Here is a 2,807-nt window from a genome sequence, read left to right on the forward strand (position 1 = left end):
GCGGATCGTCCTGGCGCGCGGCCGGCGCCGTGCCGGACGGGCCGGCCGAGTGCTGATCCGAACCTGCGTCGGCGGCCTCCGGCACACCCGCGGCGGTCTGCGGTGTGGCCGCGACGGACCCGTTGTCGTCCTCGGCGCTCCTCGGCGCGTGGCGCTCGTCGCTGCGCGCATGCGGTGCGGGAGGCACGTCAGCGGCGGGAGCAGGAGCGGCGGGCTCCTGCTCCTCGCGGGCACTGGGCCGCTGGAACCGCGGCGGCGGCGCGTCGCCCCCGGCCTCGCCGGGCGGCAGCGGGCCCGAGGCGATGTCGTTGCGACGCTCGAGCCGTTCGAGCCGCTCGAGCAGGCCCGGCTCGGCGGTGGTGGCCGCGGGCAGGAGCATGCGCGCGCACAGCAGCTCCAGCAGCAGGCGTGGCGCGGTCGCCCCGCGCATCTCGGTGAGCCCGGCGTGCACGATCTCGCCGTAGCGGGTGAGGGTGGCCGCGCCGAGCCGCCCGGCCTGCTCGACCATGCGCGCCAGCTCGTCGTCGGCCGCCTCGACGAGCCCCCGGTCGACCGCCTCCGGCACGGCTTGGAGCAGCGTGATGTCGCGCAGGCGCTGCAGCAGGTCGGAGGCGAAACGCCGGGGGTCGTGCCCGGCCTCGACGAGACGGTCGACCGCCTCGAAGACCGCGGCCCGGTCGGACGCGGCGAGCGCGTCGACCATGTCGTCGATCAGCGACACGTCGGTGACGCCCAGCAGCGCCACGGCCCGCTCGTACGTGACGCCCTCGGGGCCGGCCCCGGCGAGCAGCTGGTCGAGCACCGACAGCGAGTCGCGGGCCGATCCGCCGCCCGCGCGGATGACCAGCGGGTACACCGCCGGCGCGACCGTGACACCCTCCTCCGCGCAGATGCCCTCGAGCAGCTTGCGCAGCGTGCCGGGCGGGATCAGCCGGAACGGGTAGTGGTGGGTGCGCGACCGGATGGTGGGCAGCACCTTCTCCGGCTCGGTGGTGGCGAACACGAAGACGAGATGCTCCGGCGGCTCCTCCACGATCTTCAGCAGCGCGTTGAAGCCCTGCGTGGTGATCATGTGGGCCTCGTCGACGATGAAGACGCGGTAGCGCGACTCGGCGGGGGCGAAGAAGGCGCGGTCGCGCAGCTCGCGCGTGTCGTCCACACCGCCGTGCGACGCGGCGTCGAGCTCGGTGACGTCGATGTTGCCCGGGCCGCCGGGCGCGAGCGACACGCACGACGCGCAGACCCCGCACGGATCCGGGGTGGGTCCCTCCACACAGTTGAGTGAGCGGGCCAGGATGCGCGCGCTGGAGGTCTTGCCGCAGCCGCGCGGGCCGGAGAAGAGGTAGGCGTGGTTGATACGCCCGGCCGCGAGAGCGGTGCTCAACGGCTCGGTGACGTGCTCCTGCCCCACCACCTCGGCGAACTTGGCCGGGCGGTACTTGCGGTACAGAGCCAATGCCACGCCGCGAGGCTACCCACCACCACCGACAAGCGGGTGGGAGGGGAGAGACGAAGGCGGACCCCGCGCACCCGCCAGAGCCCGTTGACCCTTGCTGCCTTCCGGCCCTGGGGGAGTTCACAGGATGGACGCCGCGCGGGGTCCGTGGGCAAGCATAGTGCCCCCGCGAGCGGCCGCGACCACCCGGCTATGCTCGTCGCGCTGGAGGATTCGCCTAGTGGCCTATGGCGCACGCTTGGAAAGCGTGTTGGGTGCAAGCCCTCGGGGGTTCGAATCCCCCATCCTCCGCCAGAGTCGACGCCCGGGTCCCCGTCAAGGGGCCCGGGCGTTTCTCGTCGGTCAGCCGCCCGCGCGGTCGAGCGCCCGCAGCCAGATGCCGTTCTTCGTCTGCACGAGCTGCAGGGAGCGCGGGTCGACGCACGCCCCCTCCGTGCGGTGGCCGTCCCAGAGCTCGATGTCGTCGAAGACGCCCCCGCAGCCGCCGGTGCGCAGGCAGCAGTGAGCCCGCTCGACACCGACCCACGACGAGCCGCAGCAGGACATGCGAAGGAAATGCACGCGCGAAGGTTACGTGGCGCCGCCGGCGGCACCGCCGATGGAGTGATCCGGGCGACAGACCGGGTCCTCCCGTGGGTCGGAGCCGATGGGCTGTTCGGCGCAAGTGGGTCACGTTTGCGTGACGACGGCGTGAAAGGAGCTTCGTCCGGGCACTCCCTGGAAGCGGATCGTCACGTGCGATCCCCGGGGCACTCAACTGGAGGAAGCCGTGACCATCACGGGAATCATCAGCGCGATCATCGTGGGCGCGATCATCGGAGCACTGGGCCGGCTGGTCGTTCCGGGTAGGCAGCCCATCCCGATCTGGCTCACCATCGTGGTCGGCATCGTGGCAGCCTTCATCGGGGCCTTCATCGCCAGTGCCATGGGGTACGCGAACGCCAACGGCGGTATCCCCTGGATCGAGATCATCATTCAGGTGATCGTCGCCGCCGTGCTGGTGGTGCTCACCGCGAACCTGTACGGCCGTCGCTCCGTCCGCCGCTGACCCGAGGCACCCCGGAGGCCGGGTCCGTCCACGTGGACGGACCCGGCCTCCGCCGTTCCCGGGCTCGCCTTTCCCGATCCGAGGTCCGATCGGGCGACCACGGCCCGCAGTCCGGCGATGGCGAGCCGGCACGGGCCGCGCCGAAGCCCAGCAGCAGATCGTGGCCGACACCACCACGTCCGTCGACGGGCTCTGAGCGCGAGGATGGCGGGCGTGATCCCACCGACCTACGCCGACGTCGAGTCCGCCGCCGCCCGGCTGCTCGGCCACGCCCACCGCACACCGGTCCTCACGTCGAGCCGC

At 72.6% G+C, this 2,807-nt stretch carries 3 protein-coding genes, 1 tRNA gene and 1 other RNA gene; 2 read left to right on the forward strand and 3 right to left on the reverse strand.

Translation table 11 applies throughout. The annotated features are described in order from the left end of the window. Positions 1–1,462, reverse strand: a 1,462-nt coding sequence (locus JWR81_RS30225; RefSeq protein WP_297660672.1) for a DNA polymerase III subunit gamma and tau, incomplete at its 3' end; no start/stop codon positions are given. 48 nt (positions 1,463–1,510) lie between these two features. Then, positions 1,511–1,607: signal recognition particle sRNA small type (gene ffs, locus JWR81_RS30230), an RNA gene on the reverse strand. A 55-nt stretch (positions 1,608–1,662) separates the two neighbouring features. Between ffs and JWR81_RS30235 the strand changes: the two genes are divergently transcribed. Further along, positions 1,663–1,750 (forward strand) — tRNA-Ser (locus JWR81_RS30235). Between the two features lie 48 nt (positions 1,751–1,798). Here the strand turns inward: JWR81_RS30235 and JWR81_RS30240 are convergent. Continuing rightward, entirely contained in the window at positions 1,799–2,017 is a 219-nt protein-coding gene (locus tag JWR81_RS30240) for a hypothetical protein (protein ID WP_297660675.1), read from the reverse strand. A gap of 208 nt (positions 2,018–2,225) precedes the next feature. Between JWR81_RS30240 and JWR81_RS30245 the strand changes: the two genes are divergently transcribed. Next, positions 2,226–2,504 (forward strand): GlsB/YeaQ/YmgE family stress response membrane protein, encoded by a 279-nt coding sequence (locus tag JWR81_RS30245; RefSeq protein WP_297660678.1) that lies wholly within the window; start codon positions 2,226–2,228, stop codon positions 2,502–2,504. The last annotated feature ends 303 nt before the right edge of the window (positions 2,505–2,807 follow it).

Source organism: Pseudonocardia sp. (assembly GCF_025965585.1).
Taxonomy (GTDB): domain Bacteria; phylum Actinomycetota; class Actinomycetes; order Mycobacteriales; family Pseudonocardiaceae; genus Pseudonocardia.